The organism is Uruburuella suis (assembly GCF_004341385.1).
Classification (GTDB): Bacteria; Pseudomonadota; Gammaproteobacteria; order Burkholderiales; family Neisseriaceae; genus Neisseria; species Neisseria suis.
Genome location: NZ_SLXE01000016.1, coordinates 13,540 through 34,619 on the forward strand (window position 1 = coordinate 13,540; position 21,080 = coordinate 34,619).

20 protein-coding genes are annotated in these 21,080 nt (G+C 55.4%); 11 read left to right on the top strand and 9 right to left on the bottom strand.

The features are described from left to right. Window positions 1-151 precede the first annotated feature (151 nt). Window positions 152-1,141 (top strand): helix-turn-helix transcriptional regulator, encoded by a 990-nt coding sequence (locus EV680_RS06925; RefSeq protein WP_132954018.1) that lies wholly within the window; start codon window positions 152-154, stop codon window positions 1,139-1,141. 521 nt (window positions 1,142-1,662) lie between these two features. Here the strand turns inward: EV680_RS06925 and EV680_RS06930 are convergent. The 4 genes from EV680_RS06930 to EV680_RS06945 all read right to left on the bottom strand — a co-directional run bounded on the left by EV680_RS06930 (window position 1,663) and on the right by EV680_RS06945 (window position 6,140). Continuing rightward, entirely contained in the window at window positions 1,663-2,715 is a 1,053-nt protein-coding gene (locus EV680_RS06930) for an AbrB family transcriptional regulator (RefSeq protein WP_132954019.1), read from the bottom strand. A 331-nt stretch (window positions 2,716-3,046) separates the two neighbouring features. Next, window positions 3,047-4,546 (bottom strand): tripartite tricarboxylate transporter permease, encoded by a 1,500-nt coding sequence (locus EV680_RS06935; RefSeq protein ID WP_132954020.1) that lies wholly within the window; start codon window positions 4,544-4,546, stop codon window positions 3,047-3,049. A gap of 17 nt (window positions 4,547-4,563) precedes the next feature. After that, a complete protein-coding gene (locus tag EV680_RS06940; RefSeq protein WP_132954021.1) occupies window positions 4,564-5,007 on the bottom strand; it encodes a tripartite tricarboxylate transporter TctB family protein in 444 nt (147 codons plus the stop codon). A gap of 131 nt (window positions 5,008-5,138) precedes the next feature. Further along, window positions 5,139-6,140, bottom strand: coding sequence for a Bug family tripartite tricarboxylate transporter substrate binding protein (locus EV680_RS06945; protein WP_132954022.1), 1,002 nt, complete (start codon window positions 6,138-6,140; stop codon window positions 5,139-5,141). Window positions 6,141-6,659: 519 nt separating this feature from the next. Between EV680_RS06945 and groES the strand changes: the two genes are divergently transcribed. From groES to EV680_RS06990, 9 genes are all read left to right on the top strand, one after another. Next, window positions 6,660-6,947, top strand: coding sequence for a co-chaperone GroES (gene groES, locus EV680_RS06950; RefSeq protein ID WP_132954023.1), 288 nt, complete (start codon window positions 6,660-6,662; stop codon window positions 6,945-6,947). Between the two features lie 98 nt (window positions 6,948-7,045). Beyond that, window positions 7,046-8,692, top strand: a complete 1,647-nt coding sequence (groL, locus tag EV680_RS06955) for a chaperonin GroEL (protein ID WP_132954024.1) — start codon at window positions 7,046-7,048, stop codon at window positions 8,690-8,692. A gap of 399 nt (window positions 8,693-9,091) precedes the next feature. Beyond that, window positions 9,092-11,074, top strand: a complete 1,983-nt coding sequence (locus tag EV680_RS06960; protein WP_132954025.1) for a PhoX family protein — start codon at window positions 9,092-9,094, stop codon at window positions 11,072-11,074. 195 nt (window positions 11,075-11,269) lie between these two features. Next, window positions 11,270-12,019, top strand: coding sequence for a Nif3-like dinuclear metal center hexameric protein (locus tag EV680_RS06965; RefSeq protein ID WP_132954026.1), 750 nt, complete (start codon window positions 11,270-11,272; stop codon window positions 12,017-12,019). Between the two features lie 121 nt (window positions 12,020-12,140). Then, on the top strand, window positions 12,141-12,725 hold the full coding sequence (gene petA / locus EV680_RS06970) for a ubiquinol-cytochrome c reductase iron-sulfur subunit (protein WP_132954027.1): 585 nt from the start codon (window positions 12,141-12,143) through the stop codon (window positions 12,723-12,725). An 11-nt stretch (window positions 12,726-12,736) separates the two neighbouring features. Then, window positions 12,737-14,086, top strand: a complete 1,350-nt coding sequence (locus tag EV680_RS06975; protein WP_132954028.1) for a cytochrome b — start codon at window positions 12,737-12,739, stop codon at window positions 14,084-14,086. 14 nt (window positions 14,087-14,100) lie between these two features. Then, complete coding sequence (locus tag EV680_RS06980) at window positions 14,101-14,889, top strand: cytochrome c1 (RefSeq protein ID WP_207894310.1); 789 nt, start codon at window positions 14,101-14,103, stop codon at window positions 14,887-14,889. A gap of 243 nt (window positions 14,890-15,132) precedes the next feature. After that, window positions 15,133-15,738, top strand: coding sequence for a glutathione S-transferase N-terminal domain-containing protein (locus EV680_RS06985; RefSeq protein WP_132954030.1), 606 nt, complete (start codon window positions 15,133-15,135; stop codon window positions 15,736-15,738). Window positions 15,739-15,810: 72 nt separating this feature from the next. Continuing rightward, entirely contained in the window at window positions 15,811-16,266 is a 456-nt protein-coding gene (locus EV680_RS06990; RefSeq protein WP_132954031.1) for a ClpXP protease specificity-enhancing factor, read from the top strand. Between the two features lie 284 nt (window positions 16,267-16,550). Here the strand turns inward: EV680_RS06990 and EV680_RS06995 are convergent, their stop codons facing one another. Genes EV680_RS06995 through tsaB form a run of 3 tightly spaced genes read right to left on the bottom strand, consistent with a single transcriptional unit; the run spans window position 16,551 to window position 18,465 of the window. Further along, complete coding sequence (locus EV680_RS06995) at window positions 16,551-17,348, bottom strand: uracil-DNA glycosylase family protein (protein ID WP_132954032.1); 798 nt, start codon at window positions 17,346-17,348, stop codon at window positions 16,551-16,553. Continuing rightward, window positions 17,342-17,788: a ribosomal protein S18-alanine N-acetyltransferase gene (gene rimI, locus EV680_RS07000; RefSeq protein ID WP_132954033.1), complete on the bottom strand. Its 447-nt coding sequence runs from the start codon at window positions 17,786-17,788 to the stop codon at window positions 17,342-17,344. The genes EV680_RS06995 and rimI overlap by 7 nt, the downstream gene beginning before the upstream one ends. Continuing rightward, window positions 17,785-18,465 (bottom strand): tRNA (adenosine(37)-N6)-threonylcarbamoyltransferase complex dimerization subunit type 1 TsaB, encoded by a 681-nt coding sequence (gene tsaB, locus EV680_RS07005; protein WP_132954034.1) that lies wholly within the window; start codon window positions 18,463-18,465, stop codon window positions 17,785-17,787. The genes rimI and tsaB overlap by 4 nt, the downstream gene beginning before the upstream one ends. Before the next feature lie 105 nt (window positions 18,466-18,570). On the opposite strand from tsaB, the gene gluQRS reads away from it, so the two are divergent. After that, window positions 18,571-19,455, top strand: coding sequence for a tRNA glutamyl-Q(34) synthetase GluQRS (gene gluQRS / locus EV680_RS07010; RefSeq protein WP_132954035.1), 885 nt, complete (start codon window positions 18,571-18,573; stop codon window positions 19,453-19,455). A 164-nt stretch (window positions 19,456-19,619) separates the two neighbouring features. Here the strand turns inward: gluQRS and coaD are convergent, their stop codons facing one another. Continuing rightward, a complete protein-coding gene (coaD, locus tag EV680_RS07015) occupies window positions 19,620-20,132 on the bottom strand; it encodes a pantetheine-phosphate adenylyltransferase (RefSeq protein WP_207894311.1) in 513 nt (170 codons plus the stop codon). 190 nt (window positions 20,133-20,322) lie between these two features. Next, window positions 20,323-21,018 (bottom strand): Bax inhibitor-1 family protein, encoded by a 696-nt coding sequence (locus EV680_RS07020; protein WP_132954037.1) that lies wholly within the window; start codon window positions 21,016-21,018, stop codon window positions 20,323-20,325. Window positions 21,019-21,080: the final 62 nt, after the last annotated feature.

Sequence of the window (21,080 nt, forward strand, 5' to 3'; positions counted from 1 at the left end):
CAAATATGGCAAACAGGATGCGGGTTTTATCATCGATGTGGTTTTTAATATATGTTATGATAATCAATATCATTCATATATTAGCAGAACGCGGCGGTAAAACCTGCGGTGAAAAGCAATTTTTTACCCTGTGAAAAAGGCAGCGTGCCGCGTGAAAGGACAAAACAGCATGGCAATGGTGGAAACCAACGCTCAGATGGCGGATAGTGCGCCGTTTTCTTCTGCGGCTTTATCAGGAAACGAAGCGCGCCGGCGCAACCCGCACCCGCATTTGTGCGGCACGGTGGAAAGCTGGCATTTGCGCGAAGGCTTGTCGGTGAAGTCGGCACATTTCAAGGTGGCCGAGCGCGTGGATTTGCCGCTGATTCACTTTGCACCCGATTTGCGGGTGGTGCTTTCATTGGCCGGGTGCAGCCGCCTGAGTGTGGGCGGCACGGAAATCGGCATTGGAAAAGAAGCGGCGTATGACGGCGTGTGGCTGCCGGTGTTGAAGGGAGAATGCGGCGGCAAGCATTTCAAAGTGCAGGCGCAACATCATGAATTGGTACTGTTTGTCGGGCTGGATTGGTGGGCGGCCTGCTGCAACGGTTGGCCGGCGCAACCGGCCTGGCTCACGTTGCCGCCGACGCAGCATTTGCAGGCCCGCTATTTTCAGGTCAGCCCGCACATGCGCGTGCTGGCCGCGCAAATCGAAGCGGCCGAAACGCAGAGGCTGCCGTTGCCCGTGCGCCGCTTGCAGCAGGAAAGCGCTGCCGTGGCGCTGCTTGCCGAAGTGGCGCAGCAGCTGGTGTTGCAAGGCGGGCATGTCGGCGGGCTGCCGGTGGCGCAACAAAAAAGGGTCAACCGGCTCACCGCACTTTTGCACAGCGGGCAGGCCGATGATTGGCCACTGGCGCAGATGGCGGCACATTGCCATTGCAACACCACCACTTTGCAGCGCAATTTTCAGGAGCATCACGGCGTGAGCATCGCCCACTATCTGCGCCGCCTCAAGCTTGCCCGCGCTTATCGGGCGCTGCTCGCCGGCGCGCGCGTAAACGAAGCGGCCGCAGCCGCGGGCTACCGGCATCTGGAAAGCTTCAGCAAGGCATTCAAGCAGCAATATCATGTGTGCCCGCGGCAGGTGCGCTCGATGGCTTGATGACACCCATCCAAAAAAATCACCTTATGGCGTTTTCTGGCCTTGTCATACTATAGTGGAATGCATAAAAAAGTGACACAACGGGTAGGTTGGGTTGAAAACCCAACAAGCCGACTGAAACGTTGGGTTTATCAACCCAACCTACTCCGTGATAGTGCGTGGCTTTGTATCACTTTTTCTTGCATGCCACTATATCTATGCTGTACTTTATAAGCTTGCTTTTGGGAATGGGTATAAACCCGAGGCCGTCTGAAAACTTTTCAGACGGCCTCGGGTTTATTGTTGGAAATCGAACGTGGAATTGATTTTCTTTTCTTTATTTATAAGGTCATGATTTAAAATTTATAAGGTCATGATTTAAACCGGCGCGGCGTTGCCCCGTTTTATTTTCTTATGTTGAAGATGTGCTATCAACAGGCAGCAAGGCCGTCTGAAAACGGTTTTCAGACGGCCTCTGGGATAAACATAAAGCGCATCCATCAAGCCGGCAGGTCAGTTGATCAAAATTATCATGCGTCTGATCAGGCCGGCTTTGATGTGCGCATGCGCCGCACCAGCAACCGATAAAGCGGCCCCGTGCTCAAAAGCACGCACACCATGCGGCAAACGTGAAACACGGTCACCAAAGGCACGCTCAAATGCAGCACCTTTGCGGTGATGGTCATCTCGGCAATGCCGCCGGGCGCCATGCCCAGCAGCACGGCAGGATAGGGCAGCTGCGTGGCGCGGCTCAGCGCCCAAGCGGCTGCGGTGGTGAGCAGCAGCCCGGCCAGCGTGGTGAGGGTTACGGTGGTGAGAAAGCGCGGCGCACGTTTGAAAAAGCCGGGCGTGAATTTGCTGCCGAGCGACCAGCCGATAAACAATTGCCCCAAATATTGCACCGCCGGCGGAATGGCCGATAAATGGATATTTTGGGCGGTGAGGATGATGGTGGCGAGCAAAGGGCCGAACACCCACGGGTTGGTCCAGCCCAAACGCTTAAACAGCCAGCCGAACAAGCCCGTCCAAGCCACCAGCGCCAGCAGGCCGCCGCCGTAAACGGCAGGATTTTTGCCAAACGTGCCACCATCGTCCATGCCGTGCACACCCAAAAACTGATAGGCAAACGGGATAATCACCACCACCAGCAACACGCGCAGGCTGTGTGCAGACACCACTTGCTCGACATGGGCTTTGTAATGCACCGCCAAATTGGCCATTTCGCTGGCGCCGCCGATGGCCGAAGCAAACCAGGCCGTCTGAAAATCTACGCCGCCGAAGCGGTAATAAGCCGCCGCGCCCAACGCACCGAGCAAAAGGGCAAACAGCACGGCTGCGGCAATGGCGGGAATATTCACGGCAATCACGCCCAGCATGGCCGGCGTGAAATAAAGCCCCAGCGAGGTGCCGATGCACCATTGGCCGGCATTGCGAAACAGCGTGTGGCCGCTAATCGGCCAGCCGCGCGCCGAGCACACGGCCGTGAGCAGCAAGGGTCCCAAAAGCCAGGGCAAGGGCAGATGCAGCCACAAAGCCAATTGCGCGCCGGCCAAGGCGGTGAGAAAGCCGAAAATTAAGCGGCTGAAAGCATGCATGGCGAAAGGGTCCGAACTTGGAAAATATAGTGGAATGAATGAAAAACTTATACAAAAATAAGAAATTTAGCATCATGTGTAGGGTGTGTGGCGCAGCCACGCACGCGGTTTAAACGGCTTCTGCATATGGCTTGCTACATGCGCCTGTATAAGTTTTTCTTTCATTCCACTATATATAAAAGTATAAAAGCAGCACAGTATAGCGAAAAAATGTGGAATCAAACTTGAGGCCGTCTGAAGCTTTTCAGACGGCCTCAAGTTTATTTGTATTATAGACCGATTGATGGCAAAAGCAGCAACACGGCCGCATGATGCGGCCGTGTTTGCATGATTAAGCGCTTGCTTTTTTCTTGCGCCGCAGCAGGCGCATCAACGGCAGCGCCACCATCAGCGCGCTCAGCGCCCACAACGTGATGGCAATCGGGCCGTGAAACAAAATGCCCAAATCACCTTGCGAAATCGACAGCGCGCGGCGCAGGCTCGATTCCATCATTTCGCCCAGCACATAGCCCAAAATCAGTGCCGAGAGCGGGAAATTGAGCTTGCGCAGCATATAGCCGAACACGCCCAGCGCCACCATCAAAATCAGGTCGAAAGTGGTGCTGTGAATGGCATACACGCCCACAAAGCTCACCGTGGCGATGGCCGGAATCAGAATATAGTTCGGCACATTCAACAGCCGGGCGAAAAAACCCACCAGCGGAATATTGAGCGCCAGCAAAATCACGTTGCCGATGAAGAGCGAGGCAATCAAACCCCACACAATATCGGGCTGCTCGCTGAATAATTGCGGGCCGGGCGTGATGTTGTAGAGCGTGAGCGCGCCCAGCATCACCGCCGTGGTGCCCGAGCCGGGCACGCCCAGCGTGAGCATGGGGATAAACGAGCCGCAGGCCGAGGCATTGTTGGCCGCCTCGGGTGCTGCGATGCCGCGCAAATCACCTTCGCCGAAGCGCCCTTTTTCACCGGCGATTTTGCGCTCGGTGGAATAAGTCATGGCGCTGGCAATGGTGGCGCCGGCACCGGGCAGAATGCCGACGATAAAGCCGGTGATGCCCGAGCGGATAATCGCGCCGAAGCTGAACATGAATTCTTTCAGGTTAAACAGGCTGCGTTTGCCCTGCGACATGATTTTCTGGCCGGTGGCGGTGTGCTCCAGCATAATCAGAATTTCGCTGATGCTGAAAAAGCCGATCACAATGGTGGTGAATTGAATGCCGTCGCTCAGATTCACCGAGTCGAAAGTAAAGCGATACACGCCCGTTACCGCGTCCACCCCCACCATGGCCAGGCTCAGGCCGATTAAGGCGGCCACCATGGTTTTCACCGGCTGATCGCTCACCAAGCCGCTCAAGCAGGTGATGGCAAACACCATCAGCACGAAATATTCGGCAGGCCCGAAAGCAATCGCCCAATTGGCCAGCAGCGGCGCAAACAGCACCACGCCGATGGTGGCGATGGTGCTGCCGATAAACGAGCTCATGGCCGAGAGCGACAGGGCAATGCCCGCCTTGCCCTGTTTGGCCAGCGGATAGCCGTCGAGCGTGGACATAATCGCCGCCGCATCGCCGGGCACATTAATCAGAATAGCGGAAATACGCCCGCCGTATTCGCAGCCCAAATATACCGCAGCGAGCAAAATCAGCGCACTCTCCGGCGGCAGGCCGAGCGCAAACGCAAAAGGCAGCAGCAGCGCCACGCCGTTGATCGGCCCCAAGCCGGGCAAAAGGCCGACGATGGTGCCGATAAAAGCGCCAATCAGCGCAATCAGCAGGTTTTTCGGCATCAGCGCCACCTGAAAGCCGTCCATCAAATATTGAAAAGTATCCATGATTTATCTTTCCCCGTTCAGCCGAAAAAGCCCAAAGGCAGCGGCACATCGAGCAATAGGTCAAACAGCACATAAAGCAGTGCGCCCAGCGCGATGCCGGAAATCAGGCAGGCTTTGCTGCTGCCGCCAAAGAGCTTGCCCACGCCAAACGCCATCAGCGCCGTGGCCAGCGGAAAGCCGAGCAGCTCGAAAGTGAGCGCATAAGCCAATAAAAAAGCCATGCACAAGCCGATGTTTTTCAAAATGGCTTTGGTGTAGCCCAAATTGAGGGCGTGGGTGAGTGTGCTCGGGCGCACCACCAGATAAATGCAGCCCAGCGCCAATAGCGACAAAATCAGCATGGGGTAGGGGCGCGGGCCGATGGGGTCGTAGGCAATGGGGGCGGTGTAGCCCCATGCCAGTGTGAGCAGGCCGATGGCGGTAAGCGCCAACAAGCCGCTGAACCAGCGTTCGATATTCATGGGGAAATCCTTTGTGTGTGCAGCGTGTGTTTGTTGCTTTTCAACCTCATCCACCGCAGACTGCCAAACAGCCGGCTGCGAAAGGCGGGCAATGCACAATGCGCCGTGCAGGCAGGCACGGCGCATTGCGTTTATTTTTTAATCAAATCGAATTCCTGCGAGAGCGTGCGCATGGCTTCGGTTTGCTGCAACACATATTGCTCCAATTCGCTGCCGGTCATGGCAAAAGGCAGCAAATCGCGCTGGCTGCGCAGTTCGGCGAATTTCGGGTCGGCCAGCATTTTATCGAAGCGGCCCTTCCACCAGTTAAACGCTTCGTCGCTCACTTTCGGGCCCATATAATAGCCGCGGATCACCGGCCATTCCACGTCATAGCCCTGCTCTTTGGCGGTGGGAATATCGGCCAGTTTGCCGGCCAGGCGCTCTTTGGCAAACACGGCCAACACGCGCACTTTGCCCGATTCGATGTGCGGCCCCATTTCGGCAATGCCCGCGCTCACCACTTGAATGTGGTTGCCCAGCACCGCAGTGACTGCTTCGCCGCCGCCCTCAAGCGCCACATAAGTCATGTTTTTCGGGTCGATGCCGGCGGCTTTGGCCAGCATGGCCGTTTGCATCCAGTCTTGTCCGCCCACGCTGCCGCCCGCGCCGAAGCTCACTTTTTTCGGGTCGGCTTTCAGCGCGGCCACCAAATCGGCCAGCGTTTTATAAGGTGATTCGGCATTCACCGCCACCATGCCGTAATCGGTGCCCACCGCGGCCAGCCAGCGCACGTCTTTTTCGGTGTATTGGCCGAATTTGCCTTGCGCCAGATTCAGCAGCGAGCCGGTGGAAAAGGCCACAATGGCATCGTTGTTGGCCGAATCGTTGGCCACGATTTTATTGTAGGCCACCGCGCCCACGCCGCCGGGCATATAGGTAACGCGCATCGGCGCTTTGAGCAAATCGGTGTCTTTCAAGCCCGATTGCGCAAGCTTGCAAGTTAAATCAAAGCCGCCGCCGGGCTTGGCCGGTGCGATGCATTCGGGGCGCTTGGGTGCGCCGGCTTCGTCGCCGCCTTTGCTGCAGCCTGCCAGCGAAAGGGCAATCAGGGCGCCTGCCGCCCATTTCCAGCTTGCGTGTGTGGGTTTCATCGGTTTCTCCTCCAAATTGTTGTCAAGTGTGGCCGCTGTTTGTGCGCGGCCATGTGTGGGTGCAATTTATAAACAACGGTATAAATCTGTCAATGAATATTAATATCTATTTTTTTGAACAGGTATTGAAAATTGGCAACAATGTAAGAAAGGCGCTTGTTTGGTGGTGGTTTTAATGTGATATATTTCTTTGTTTAAATAGGTTTTTATCGTAGATTTATGCTTTTTAGAAATATAAAACCATGTTTTGTGCCAATGGTTGAAAAATATCAGAATGTGGTGTTTTTGCTTTAAATGGAAAGCTAGTTTCAAACAAGCGGATGATTATTTAATTTTGAGCAGATTGTTTTTCAGGCCGTCTGAAAAAATTATCTGCCGGGGCTTGAATTTACCGCATCCAGCCTTATGTAGCATCACACCTTTATACGATGGTTTGTTTTTTATTGTGAAAAGCAAACCGCTATTTATGAAAGCCTGCTTGCAGGTATTTGTTTTGTTTATTTTTATCGGAGCATACACATGACCATTCGTCCCCTGCACGACCGTGTAGTTGTCAAACGCTTGGAAGCTGAAGAGAAAACCGCCTCTGGCATCGTTTTGCCGGGCTCGGCCGCTGAAAAACCCGATATGGGTGAAGTGATTGCCGTGGGCGCAGGCAAAGTCGGCAAAGACGGCCAACGCCGCGCGCTGGATGTGAAAGTCGGCGACAAAGTGATTTTCGGCAAATACAGCGGCCAGGCCGTGAAAGCCGACGGCGAAGAGCTGTTGGTAATGCGCGAAGAAGATATTTTCGGCATCGTGGAATAATCTTTATCCACACAAAAACCTAAGGCCGTCTGAAAGCCTGCAAATGTTTCAGACGGCCTGTTTCAAGATTATCAATCTATTTATTCGGAGAATCCAACATGGCAGCAAAAGACGTACAATTCGGCAATGAAGTGCGCCAAAAAATGGTAAAAGGCGTCAATGTATTGGCCGACGCCGTTAAAGTAACCTTGGGCCCCAAAGGCCGCAACGTGGTGCTGGATCGCGCATTCGGCGGCCCGCACATCACCAAAGACGGCGTGTCTGTAGCCAAAGAAATCGAATTGAAAGACAAATTCGAAAACATGGGCGCGCAAATGGTGAAAGAAGTGGCCTCTAAAACTTCAGACGTGGCCGGCGACGGCACCACCACCGCCACCGTGCTGGCGCAATCTATTGTGGCAGAAGGCATGAAATATGTGGCCGCCGGCATGAACCCCACCGACCTGAAACGCGGCATCGACAAAGCCGTGGTGGCTTTGGTGGATGAGTTGAAAAAAATCGCCAAGCCGGTGCCGGAAAAATCAAAAGAAATTTCCCAAGTGGCTTCGATTTCCGCCAACTCTGATGAATCCATCGGCGAAATCATCGCCAAAGCCATGAACGAAGTGGGCAAAGAAGGCGTGATCACCGTAGAAGACGGCAAATCGCTGGAAAACGAAGTGGAAGTGGTAAAAGGCATGCAGTTTGACCGCGGCTATTTGTCACCCTATTTCATCACCGACATGGAAAAACAAATCGCTGCGCTCGACAGCCCGTTTGTGCTGCTTTTCGACAAAAAAATCAGCAACATCCGCGATTTGCTGCCGGTGCTCGAGCAAGTGGCCAAAACCAGCCGCCCGCTCTTGATTATCGCTGAAGATGTGGAAGGCGAAGCCTTGGCCACTTTGGTGGTGAACAACATCCGCGGCATTCTGAAAACCGTGGCCGTGAAAGCGCCGGGCTTTGGCGACCGCCGCAAAGCCATGCTGCAAGACATCGCCATTCTCACCGGCGGCACCGTGATTGCCGAAGAAGTGGGCTTGTCGCTTGAGAAAGCCACGTTGGAAGATTTGGGCCAAGCCAAACGCATCGAAGTGGGCAAAGAAAATACCACCATTATCGACGGCTTGGGCAACAAAGAAGCAGTTGATGCGCGCGTGAAAGAAATCCGCCAGCAAATCGAAACCGCCACCAGCGAATACGATAAAGAAAAACTGCAAGAGCGCGTGGCCAAATTGGCCGGCGGCGTGGCCGTGATTAAAGTGGGTGCGGCCACCGAAGTGGAAATGAAAGAGAAGAAAGACCGCGTAGACGACGCCCTGCACGCTACCCGCGCCGCAGTTGAAGAAGGCGTGGTTGCCGGCGGCGGCGTGGCGCTGTTGCGTGCCCGCTCTTCGCTCGACAATGTGGCCGTGGCCAATGCCGACCAAAAAGCCGGCGTGCAAATCGTGTTGCGCGCCATCGAAGCGCCGCTGCGCCAAATCGTGGCCAATGCCGGCGACGAGCCCAGCGTGGTGGTGAACAAAGTGTTGGAAGGCAAGGGTAACTTCGGCTTCAACGCCGGCACCGGTGAATATGGCGACATGATTGAAATGGGCGTGCTCGACCCTGCCAAAGTAACCCGCTCTGCGCTGCAACACGCCGCTTCCATCGCCGGCCTGATGCTGACCACCGAATGCATGATTGCCGAAATCCCGGAAGACAAACCGGCCATGCCTGATATGGGCGGCATGGGGGGTATGGGCGGCATGGGCGGTATGATGTAAGGCCGTCTGAAACCGACATGCTTTAACCGGCAAAATCCCGCAGCGCGAAAGCCTGCGGGATTTTTTGTATTGCACAAAAGGCCGTCTGAAGGTTTCATGTCAATTTAAATAAACCACCCTAAAACAAGGCCGTCTGAAACCATAATCTTTCAGACGGCCTTGTTGTTGTATGAACAAATACATGCGCGTTTATGGCATTTACCCCATATGCAAACTGCGCTTGCTGCGGGATTTTTGCATAATGCCAAAGGCCGTCTGAAAAGCTTTCAGACGGCCTTTCTGTCATAAAAGCGTCATTAAATTCACATCAAACTGTCATCTGTGCCCTTTAAGCTTGCCCTGTTTTGCAGATGCATCACCGAGTAATGATTATTAACGAAAAAGACAAAGGGCCGAACCATGGGCAAACCACTGAAAAACCATTTGATTAAAAACAGCCACGCCGACGAAATCAGCAATGAGAGCGGCAATGCGGCATTTTCGCAAGTGATGAATACACATCTGTCGCGCCGCGCCATGCTGCAAAGCAGCGGTGCATTGGGCGTGGCTGCGGCTTTGCCGCTCGGTGTGTTGGGCTTGGCCAATCCGGCGCAGGCTGCAGTGTTGGGCAGCGATATGCCGCGCGCGCGCAGCCTGGGTTTCCGCCCGGTGCCGTTTTCGACTGAAGACAAAGTGGTAGTGCCCGAAGGCTACAGCGCCCGCGCATTCTATAAATGGGGCGACCCCGTGGGCATCGCCGGCAATATGCCCGCCTTTAAGCAAGACGGCAGCAACACCACCATCGAGCAGGCGGCTCAGGCCGGTATGCACCACGACGGCATGGCTTATTTCCCCGTGCCGCTGGGTTCGCAAGCTTCCAATCACGGCTTGCTGGCGATGAACCACGAATATATCGACAACGGTTTGTTGTTTAAAGACGGTAGCGCCAATTGGGATTTAAACAAAGCGCGCAAAGGCCAAAACGCGATGGGCGTGTCGATTGTTGAAGTGAAAAAAGGCGGCAACGGCTGGGAAGTGGTGCGCCCCTCGCGCTATGCCCGCCGCATCACCGCCAACACGCCGATGGGCATCACCGGCCCCGCCCGCGGCCACAGCCTGATGAAAACCCGTGCCGATTCACGCGGCGAGCGCGTGCTGGGCACCATGCAAAACTGCGCCAACGGCTACACACCTTGGGGCACTTACCTCACCTGCGAAGAAAACTGGAGCGATATTTTCACCAATCCCAGCGGCAACATCAGCGCCTTGGAAAAACGCTACGGCATCGGCAAATCGGAAGACAGCTACCGCTGGAGCGAAGTGGACGAGCGTTTCAACAGCGAGAAAAACCCCAACGAGCCCAACCGCTTCGGCTGGGTGGTGGAAATCGACCCGTTCGATCCCAAATCCACACCGCGCAAACACACCGCGCTGGGGCGCTTCAAACACGAAGGCGCCAAAGTGACCATTGCCCCCGACGGCCGCCTGGCTGTGTATATGGGCGATGACCAACGCTTTGAATACATTTATAAATTCGTGTCGAAAAACCGCTATCAGCCGGGCAACCGCGCTGCCAATATGCGCCTGTTGGAAGAGGGCACGCTCTATGCTGCCCGCTTCAATGAAAACGGCAGCGGCGACTGGCTCGCGCTGGTGCACGGCCAAAACGGCCTCACCGCCGCAAACGGTTTTGCCGACCAAGGCGAAGTGCTGGTGAAAACTCGTATGGCCGCAGACCTAGTGGGCGCGACCAAGATGGACCGCCCCGAGTGGATCACCGCCGACCCTTTCACCGCCGGCAGCATTTATTGCACCCTCACCAACAACAGCCAGCGCGGCGAGGCGGGCAAACCTGCCGCCGATGCCGCCAACCCGCGCGCCAATAATCTGTTCGGCCACATCATTCATTGGCAGGAAGCCGATGGCGACGGCACCAAGCTTTCATTTAAATGGGATATTTTGGTGCTGGCCGGCAATAAACAGGCTGTCAAACCGGAGCACAAAGGCAACATCAACGGCGATGATTTCGGCAGCCCCGATGGCCTGGCGTTCGACAATCGAGGTGTGTTGTGGATTCAAACCGATGTGTCCACCTCCACGCTCAACATGAAAGAATATGCCGGCATGGGCAACAACCAAATGGTGGCCACCGTGTTGGGCAGCAACGAATACCGCCGCTTTCTCACCGGCCCCAACGGCAGCGAAATCACCGGCATCGCTTTCACGCCCGACAATAAAACCATGTTTATCAACATTCAACACCCGGGCGAGCCCTCAAAAGGCGACAGCGATCCCGCCCGCCCCACCGCCGTTTCCAGCTGGCCCGACGGTGCGGCCGCCGGCCGCCCGCGCGCCGCCACCGTGGTTATCACCAAAAACGACGGCGGCGTGATTGGCAGCTGAGCGGCAAATGGTTTCAAAATATTGATGTAAATCAGGCCGTCTGAAGCTTTCAGACGGCCTTTATCATAATGCTGGCGCCGATTCGGGTAGAATACATGCCACTACATTTGCGTTTCAGACGGCCTCTGCATGTCTTGCTATCCGATATATCTTGCGAGGCCGTCTGAAACGTTAGCAACCAAAAAAAGGATAAGCATGACCACACGCCGCGACATTCTCGACTGGTGCGACCACACGTTGCAAACCCGCCTGTTTCAAGATTACGCCCCCAACGGCCTGCAAGTGGAAGGGTGCGATGAAGTGGCCAAAATCATCACCGCCGTCACCGCCAGCCGCGCCGCCATTGATTATGCAGCCGGGCAGGGCGCCGATATGCTGCTGGTGCACCACGGCATGTTTTGGAAAAACGAGCCGATTACCATCACCGGCTGGAAAAAGCAGCGCATTGCAACATTGTTGCAACACCAAATCAACCTGGCCGGCTATCACCTGCCGCTCGATGCCCACCCCGAATTGGGCAACAATGCCTGCCTGGCCAAGCGGATGGGCTGGCAAACCGATTATGCGTGCGGCGAGCAGAATCTGCTCCATATCGGCCGCCCCGATCAAGTAGAAACCTTAAGCTATTGGGCCGGTGAATTGATGCAAAAATTGGGCAGGGCGCCCGTGGTGGTGGGCGATGAGGCCATGCAAATCAAAAAGATAGCCTGGTGCACCGGCGGTGCACAGGGTTTCTTTCAGACGGCCATCGATGAGGGCGTGGATGCTTTTGTTACCGGCGAGATTTCCGAAGCGCAATATCACTTGGCCAACGAAACCGGCGTGGCCTTTATCAGCGCCGGCCACCATGCCACAGAGCGCTACGGCGTGCGGGCTTTGGGGCAGGCTTTGGCGCAGGCATTTGATGTGTCGGTGCATTTTTTTGACGAACAAAATCCTGCATAAAATCAAAGTTTGTCGCAAAACTTTACCTTATTTTAAATAATGCTTTAAGTATCCCTATAAAATCAGGTAGAATTGCGGAGTTTAATGGCTCGGTATTCCCAATCATTAGGATGACTGAATAATGGATAATAAAGAAATCAATCAAGGCCGCCGCCGATTCCTCACTTTGGCAACTGCCGGAGCGGGCGGTGTGGCGGCCGTAGGTGTGGCTGCGCCCTTTCTGGCCAGCTGGTTCCCCTCGGAAAAAGCCAAAGCCGCCGGTGCGCCCATCGAAGTGGATATCAGCAAAATCGAAGCCGGTCAGCTGATGACCGTTGAATGGCAAGGCAAGCCGATTTGGGTGCTCAACCGCACCGAAGCGCAGCAAAAAAGCATTCCCGCACAAGATGGCGAAATGGCCGATCCATCGTCGGATGTCGATCATCAGCCCGAATACTGCAAAAACGAATTGCGTTCCATCAAAGACAACATCTTCGTGGTAATCGGCATCTGCACCCATTTGGGCTGCTCGCCGACCTTCCGCCCCGATGTGGCACCCGCCGATTTGGGCGCAAGCTGGCAAGGCGGCTTTTTCTGCCCCTGCCACGGCTCTAAATTCGATTTGGCCGGCCGCGTGTTCAAAGGTGTGCCCGCGCCGACCAATTTGATTGTTCCGCCTTATAAATACCTGACCGACGCCACCATTTTGGTCGGCGACGACAAATAAAGGGACTCATCATGGCAAACCAAACCAATAATGAAAACAAATCATTGTTAGGCTGGGTGGACGCACGCTTCCCTTTGTCTAAAATGATGAAGGAGCACGTAACCGAATATTACGCGCCCAAAAACTTCAACTTCTGGTATTTCTTCGGCTCACTGGCCTTGCTGGTGCTGGTGATTCAAATCGTCAGCGGCATCTTCCTGACCATGAACTACAAGCCTGACGGCAATGCCAACGCCTATCACCTGCCCGCTGCCTTTACCGCAGTGGAATACATCATGCGCGATGTGTCGGGCGGCTGGATTATCCGCTATATGCACTCCACCGGCGCATCGATGTTTTTCGTGGTGGTGTATCTGCATATGTTCCGCGGCCTGATTTACGGCTCGTTCAAAAAACCGCGCGAATTGGTGTGGGTGTTCGGCTCGCTGATTTTCCTGGCGTTGATGGCCGAAGCCTTTATGGGCTATTTGCTGCCGTGGGGTCAGATGTCGTTTTGGGGCGCGCAGGTAATCATTAACCTCTTTGCCGCCATTCCCGTGATCGGCCCCGATTTGTCGGTATGGATTCGCGGCGACTTCAACGTGTCCGATGTTACCCTCAACCGCTTCTTCGCCCTGCACGTAATTGCCGTGCCGCTGGTGTTGGTCGGCTTGGTGGTGGCGCACTTGATTGCCCTGCATGAAGTGGGCTCCAACAACCCCGACGGCGTGGAAATCAAAAAGCTCAAAGGCGAAAACGGCCTGCCGCTCGACGGCATTCCGTTCCACCCCTACTACACCGTGAAAGACATTCTCGGCACCGTGGTGTTTCTGATTGTGTTCTGCGCGATTATGTTCTTCGCCCCCGAAGGCGGCGGCTACTTCTTGGAAGCGCCCAACTTCGACCCGGCCGACCCGCTGAAAACCCCGGCGCACATTGCCCCCGTGTGGTATTTCACCCCGTTTTACGCCATCTTGCGTGCGATTCCTTCTTTCTTCGGCACCCAAGTGTGGGGTGTGCTCGGTATGGGCGCTGCGGTGGTGTTGATTGCACTCTTGCCGTGGCTCGATCGCTCGCCGGTGAAATCGGTGCGCTACCGCGGCCCGATTTTCAAAACCATGCTGGTGCTGTTTGTGATTTCCTTTATCGGCCTGGGTATTTTGGGCGCTTTGCCGGCCACCAATTTGCGCACCATCGTGGCGCAGATTCTGAGCGTGATCTACTTCGCGTTCTTCTTGGGCATGCCGTTTTACACCAAAATCGATAAAGACCGCCCCGTGCCCGAACGCGTCACCATGAGCACAAGCAAGCAGAAATGGATGTTCTTTGTGTATGTGGCGATCGCCTTTGTGGGTGCATATCTGTTTGCAACCAATATCTGATGAGGGCAGCGAAAATGAAAAATACATTTAAAAACTGGTTTGCTGCCTTATTGCTGGCAGCGCCGATGAGTATGGCGGCAGCAGCCGGCGGCCACGCCAATTATGAAAAAGTGGATATCGACTTGGGCGACCAGGTGAGCCTGCAACGCGGTGCGCAGATTTTCACCAACTATTGCCTCTCGTGCCACTCGGCCACCGGTATGCGCTTCAACCGCCTGCAAGATATCGGCCTGACCGAAGACGAAATCAAGAAAAACCTGATGTTCACCACCGATAAAGTCGGCGATGTGATGCAGGCTGCGATGACGCCGACCGAGGGCAAAAAATGGTTTGGTGCGGCGCCGCCTGATTTAACCCTGATTGCCCGCTCGCGCGGTGCCGATTATCTTTATGCTTACCTGCGCGGCTTCTATCAAGATCCGACCCGCCCCACCGGCTGGAATAACACCGTGTTCGACAAAGTAGGTATGCCGCACCCCTTGTGGGAGCAGCAAGGTGTGAAAGCGGTGGAGCTGGATAAAGACGGCCAACCGGTGTGGGAAAAAGACGAGCACGGCAATCTGGTGCCCAAGCTTTATTGGGAAAGCACCGGCCTGCACAGCCGCCGCCTGCCCAACGGCAAGGTCATCGAAAAAGAATATGACGATTACGTGCGCGATTTGGTGAACTACATGGTGTATATGGGTGAGCCTGCGCAGATGCAGCGCAAGCAAATCGGCTATATCGTGCTGATTTTCCTGCTGGCCGTGATGCTGCCGCTGGCTTATTTCCTGAAAAAAGAATACTGGAAAGACGTGCATTAATTTCAACGGCTCAAATAAAAGGCAAAACCACTCGGTTTTGCCTTTTTTACGTTCAGACGGCCTGGCTTTGTCGGCAAACTGATTTTCTTAAAAAGTAAGAATTTATTGAAAATCCATTTAAAACAATATGTTGAGCGTATTTTCTGGCAAATCGGCAAGCAAGTTGCTATAATAAACTGTTTTCAATTTCCTTCAGGCCGTCTGAAAACACATCTGCCTGAATTCTCTCGGAGCCGCCCCAACATGATGACCCTCTATTCCGGTATTACCTGTCCGTTCAGCCAGCGCTGCCGTTTTGTTTTGTATGAAAAAGGCATGGATTTCGAAATCAAGGATGTGGATATTTTCAATAAGCCTGAAGATTTGGCGGTGATGAATCCTTACAACCAAGTGCCGGTGCTGGTGGAGCGTGATTTGATTTTGCACGAATCCAATATCATCAACGAATACATCGACGAGCGCTTTCCGCATCCGCAGCTGATGCCGGGCGATCCGGTGATGCGCGGCCGCGGCCGCTTGGTGCTTTACCGCATGGAAAAAGAGCTGTTCGGCCATGTGAAAGTGCTGGAAATGCCTGAGGCCAACAGCAAAGACCAAGCCCGTGCACGCGAAGCGATTGCGCAGGGCTTAACGCTGCTGGCACCGGCTTTCGCCAAAAACAAATATATTCTGGGCGAAGAATTTTCCATGATTGATGTAGCCTTGTCGCCCCTGCTGTGGCGCTTGGATCATTACGACATCAAACTGGGCAAATCCGCCGCATCGTTGCTGAAATACGCCGAGCGTATTTTCCAGCGCGAAGCCTTTATCGAAGCCTTAACGCCTGCAGAAAAAGCCATGCGCCGCTAAACAGGCCTGTTTCAGCCACCTGTATATGCCGGCCGGATTAAATATCGAGGCCGTCTGAAAGGGATAAACAAGATGAGTAGCAGCACCAAACCGTATTTACTGCGCGCACTGTATGAATGGTGTGTGGATAACGACCAAACACCGCATATCGTTGCCTGGGTAAACGAGCAAACCCGCGTGCCGATGCAATATGTGCGCGATAATGAAATCGTGCTCAACATCGGCCCCTCCGCCAGCCACAATCTGATTATCGATAACGAATGGGTGAGCTTTTCCGCCCGCTTCGGCGGCGTGTCGCATGAAGTGTGGATTCCGATCGGGCATGTAATCAGCCTTTTCGCCCGCGAGAGCGGCGAGGGCATGGGCTTTGAAGTGGAAGCGCTGGAAACGGAAGAAAACCACACGCCCGAGCCGCCGCACCCTGCCGATGCGCAAAATGCCGGCGAAAAAGCCGATGCGCGCGCAGAGCAAGCCGGTAAGAAAAGCGATGGCGATAAACCGAAAAAAGGCTTGAAATTGGTGAAATAGCGGTTTGAAATCATGCAGCAAACGCATAAAGGTAAGGTCGTCTGAAAAGTTTCAGACGGCCTTACTGTTTCCACTATAGTGGGCGTGCATCGGTAAAAATTAAGGCTGTCTGAAACATCAATCTTTCAGACGGCCTTACTATTTCCATTATCGGTTTACTGCCTGCTTTTACTGTTTTGGCGGCATGGTGTGTTGTCGGATTATTGGTTGGGTGGCTGGAGCCTGCTGCAAAAGCCGATATGGCAGTGATAAAAAATGGGTATGCTGCCGCGCTAATCCGCGCTTTAACCCGCCATTGCAAGGGCACGCCGCAATTGCTTCAGGCTCGCCCAAGCTTGTGCTTTCAATTGCGGTTGGCGCAGCAGGCGGGCGGGGTGGGGCACGATAAAATAAGGCAACGGGCCGCATAATGCGCTGATGGCAGCGGCGTGCTCCGTTTGTTCGAAAATCTGGCCGAGCAGCAGCACGGCTTTGGGCTCGGCCAGCGCCATTTCGGCGCACATGCGCGGCAGCGCGGCGGCGATATCGGCGGCATCGGGGTTGGGCGTGAACGCGGGCGCATCCTGCACCCAGCTGGTTTTGTGCACATCAGCGGCACCCAAGCCGATGGCGGCGAGCATGTTGTTGAGCAGCACGCCGACATCGCCGCTAAACAGATGGCCGGCGGTGCGGTCTTCCGGTGATGGACAAATGCTGACGGCCACCACTTGCGACGGTTGCACTTTGCCGGCGAGCAGCGCGTGGTAATCGGCGCTGTTGCGTGCAGTGGTTGCGGGTGCTGATTCGGCTAAGATTTTTTCAGACGGCCTGTTTGGCACATCTGCTTGGGTGAAATGTGTGGCAGGCAGTGTGAGGGCGGCAGGGTTTGCGCTTTGGCCGCCCACAGCGGCTATGGCGGCTTGGCGGGCAACGGATGCGTTTGCGGGGCTGCGGGCGGGCGCTTCTGCGGCCGGCGCAGATTGTGCTGCTGCTTTTGGGGCGGCCGCAGCGGGTGCGGCGCTCAGCACTTTGGCGCCCTGCTTCAGCCACATCGGCCCCAAACCCAGCGCTTCGTGCAAATGCAGATAACGGCTGCTTAACATATTTTCTCCATCCACACCGCATCTTCGCGGCCGCCCTCGGGTAGCGGGTAATAATCGCGGCGGCGGCCGCATTCGGCAAAGCCGTGTTTGCGGTAAAGGGCTTGCGCATTGAGGTTGCCCTCGCGCACTTCTAAAAACAGGCGCTGCACGTTTTCTGCGGCGGCCGTCTGAAACCATTCGCTTAATAATTGCGTGGCCAAGCCTTGCCGTCGCAGCGCAGGCTCGGTGGCAATCAGGTGCAGCTCCGATTCGTCAAACAGCGTTTGCCACACGGCAAAGCCGGCTAAAGTTTGCCCGGCGCCCTCCAGCACCACCACATAATCGTGCGTGCTGTGTAAGGCCGTCTGAAACTGCGCGGCCGACCAAGGCGACGGGTTGCATCGGGCATCCAGCGCCGCCAAGGCCGGGCAATCTTCAAGTGCTGCCGTGCGAATCTTCATGTGAGCGCCTTGCGCGCCGCCTGCTCTTGCGCGGTGAGTGCGATTTTGTTGCGCACATATAAAAGCTCGGCCTGCGCCGCGCCGGTGGCGGCATAGCGGCCACTTTGCGCCAAACGCAGATAATCGGCGGCGGTGGGCATGTCGGGTGTGCCGGCAAAAGGCGGCGCATCGGCCAGCGCAAAGGCATTGCCCACGCCTTTTGCCTCGATTGCAACAAAGCCCGGCGGCAGCGCAATTTCTGCCGCTTTGCCCACTTGGTAATCGCTCAAGCGGCGGTGGTCGGCGGTGTCGAACCATGCGTAAAACACTTCGCCCATGCGCGCATCGGTGGCGGCCAGCACGCAGGGCGCGCTGATTTGGCAAGCCACCGCATCCAGGCAGGGCACGCCGATAAGCGGCGTGGCAAACGGCGCGGCCAAGCCTTGCGCCACACCCGCGCCGATGCGCAGGCCGGTAAATGCGCCCGGCCCTTGCGCATACACAATCGCGCCCAAATCCGCAGCCGAAATGCCGGCTTGAGCAAACAGCGCACCGATTTGCGGCAAAATCTGCTCCGATTGCCGATTGCCCGCTTCAACGTGGTGCAATAAAGTTTGGCCGTCTGAATGCAGCGAGAGCGAAAGATAGCCGGTGCTGGTGTCGATGGCGAGCGTGGGGCGGGAAAAATCGGCTTGCATGCTGGGTTTGTTTTCATTAAAGAAGCTGCATTATAGCATTGCCGAAGTGGCTTTCAGACGGCCTGAAAACTTTTATAATGGCATTTTCAAACACAGTTGCGAATTATGTATATCGGACGCTTCGCCCCCAGCCCCACCGGGCTGTTGCACATCGGCTCGCTGCTCACCGCGCTGGCTTCGTATGCCGATGCGCGTGCGCAGGACGGGCGTTGGCTCGTGCGTATGGAAGATCTCGATCCGCCGCGCGAAATGGCCGGTGCGGCAGATGATATTTTGCGCACGCTGGAAGCGTTTGGCTTTGAGTGGGACGGCGGCGTGGCTTATCAGAGCCGCCGTTATGATTTATATCATGAAGCTTTAGGCCGTCTGAAAGCAAAAGGGCTGGTTTATCCCTGTGATTGCAGCCGCAAAGATTGGCAAGCGGCGGCGCGTGCGGGGGCGGATGGTTTTGTGTACAACGGTTGCTGCGCCGGGTTGGATCCGCAGCGGGCTTTGCACAAAACGCCTGCCTGGCGCGTGCGCGTGCCGGATGAAATCATCGGCTTTGATGATGCGGTGGTCGGCCATTATGCGCAGAATCTGGCGCACGACATCGGTGATTTTGTGCTGCTGCGTGCCGACGGCTTTTGGGCTTATCAATTGGCGGTGGTGGCCGATGATGCGGCGCAAGGCATCACGCATATTGTGCGCGGGCAGGATTTGCTGGTGTCCACGCCGCGCCAGCTGTGGCTGCAACGCGCTTTGGATGCGCCCGAGCCGCATTATGCGCATCTGCCGCTGCTGGTGAATGGTGCGGGGCAGAAATGGTCGAAGCAAACGCTGGCACCGGCGCTGGATTTGGGTGTGCGCGAAGCTTTGCTGCGGCAGGTGATGGCTTATTTGAAGCTGCCCGCCGCGCCTGAAGTGGGCAGGCCGCAGGACTTGCTGGCTTGGGCGGTGCGGCATTGGGATATGGCCAAAGTGCCCAAAGCGGCGATTGCCACGGAGTAATACCAATCCAAAAAATAACCTAACTTCGTTGTCTCGCCTTGCCGTACTAGTTGTACTGTCTGCGGCTCGCCGCCTTGTTGGCTTACTTTTTTATGCATTTCACTATAAATAAACCGAGATAAACAAATGCCGTCTGAAACCTTTCAGACGGCCTCTGTTTGCGCTCAATCTTCGCTGCCTTCGTGATCGCTGAGAATTTTGTCGTAAACCGGTTGCGGTAGATAGCGGCGCACCATGTGGCGCCAGCCGTTGGGGCCGACCATGCCCTTAACCATGGTGGACGACACTTCGGCGAATTCGCGCGGCGGCATCAGAAACACGGTGGAAATCGACGGGCGCAAATCGCTGTTGATGTAGCGCATCGAGCGCTCGTATTCATAATCGGAGGCGGTGCGGATGCCGCGCACGATAAAATGTGCGTCGATGCCGTGGGCATAGTTCACCAAAAAGCGGTTTTCAAAAGTGGTGATGCGCACATTGGGGAAAATATCGGTGATGGCCTCGAGCATGGCCACGCGTTCGGCCACGCTGTAGGTGCTTTGTTTGTCGGGGTTGATGCCGATGGCAACCACCAGCTCGTCAAACATGGCTTGTGCTTCGCGTATCATCCATAAGTGGCCGTTGGTGGGCGGGTCGAAGCTGCCGGCATACACGGCGCGGCGCAGGCTTGTGTTCATGATGCGGGATAAAAAACGGTGAAAACGGCAGCATAAGTGCGCAAGCGGATAATGTCAAAATAAAAATGGCCGTCTGAAAGCGTTCAGACGGCCATTTTTGATACAGCATAAATGACAGGCGATTACATTGTGTGTTTTGCTTTACAATCCAAATGGAGCAATGCAGTTGGCCTGTGTTGGGAGCCGGATATTACTCTTCACCGAAAAGCGAAGTGAGGATGTGCAGGAGGCTGCTGAAAATATTGTAGAGCGACACAAAAATGGTCAGCGCCGCGCTCACATGGCTGGTTTCGCCGCCGTCAATGATATTGCGGATTTGAAACATAATCAGCAGCGAGCTGAAAATCACAAAGCCTGCGGAAATGGTGAGGCCGAGCGCGGGAATCTGCAAAAACATATTCGCCACCACGCCCACCATCAGCACCACCACGCCCACCATCAAAAAGCGGCCGAGCGAATTCATATCGGCTTTGGTGCGGCGCGCCATCGCGGCCATGGTGAAAAACACGGCGGCCGTCATCGCGGCGGCCACGCCCACGAGCTGCGGGCCGTTGCTGATGCTCAGGCTGTATTGCAGCATCGGGCTGATGAGCACGCCCATGCCGAAGGTAAACACCATCAGCAAAGCCGCGCCGGTATTGCTGTGGCGGTTTTTCTCAATCAGCATAATCATGCCGTAGAAAAAGGCCAGCGTCACGCCGAAGGCAATCCAGCGGTTGCCGAACATGGTGTAAAGATTGATGCCGGTTTGGCTGCTTAAAAAAGCACCGGCGGCGCAAGGAATGAAAGAAAGACCCAATAAGCCGTAGGTTTTGCGCAGCACGGTGTTTTTCTGCACCGCGCCGGTGCCGGCGGCCTGGGTGTAATCGTAAACGTCGTTTTGCATGGCGTTTGCTCCGTTTGAAGTGTGTGAAATCAAGAAAGCCGATTTTAGCAGCAAATCGTGGC